This window comes from Pseudomonas sp. NPDC087346 (assembly GCF_044744235.1).
In the GTDB taxonomy this organism is placed as follows: Bacteria; Pseudomonadota; Gammaproteobacteria; order Pseudomonadales; family Pseudomonadaceae; genus Aquipseudomonas.
Genome location: NZ_JBIUXX010000028.1, coordinates 4,979 through 5,356, shown reverse-complemented (window position 1 = coordinate 5,356; position 378 = coordinate 4,979). Strand labels below are relative to the sequence as shown.

At 58.5% G+C, this 378-nt stretch carries 1 protein-coding gene and 1 pseudogene (1 of these 2 running past the window's edge); both read left to right on the top strand.

The features are described 5' to 3' along the window. Positions 1–20 (top strand): annotated as a pseudogene (aroQ, locus tag ACIOZM_RS17505) (type II 3-dehydroquinate dehydratase); its annotated part reaches 418 nt to the left of the window's first position; the annotation flags it as partial. After that, positions 3–378, top strand: a 376-nt coding sequence (accB, locus tag ACIOZM_RS17500; RefSeq protein WP_401216123.1) for an acetyl-CoA carboxylase biotin carboxyl carrier protein, incomplete at its 3' end; no start/stop codon positions are given. The pseudogene aroQ and the gene accB, both read left to right, overlap by 18 nt.

Here is a 378-nt window from a genome sequence, read left to right as displayed (position 1 = left end):
ATATCCGTAAAGTTAAGAAACTGATCGAATTGCTGGAAGAGTCCGGCATCGACGAGCTCGAGATCAAGGAAGGCGAAGAGTCCGTACGTATCAGCCGCCACAGCAAGACCCCGGCTCAGCAGTACTATGCTCCTGCGCCAATGCAAGCTCCGGCCGCCGCGCCTGTCGCTGCTCCGGCTGCTGCCGCTGCACCTGCCGCGCCTGCTGCTCCAGTGCTGAACGGCACCGTTGCCCGCTCGCCGATGGTAGGTACGTTCTACCGTAAATCTTCGCCAACCTCGCCGTCCTTCGTTGAAGTCGGCCAGACCGTGAAGAAAGGCGACACTCTGTGCATCGTCGAAGCCATGAAGATGATGAACCACATCGAAGCTGAAACCA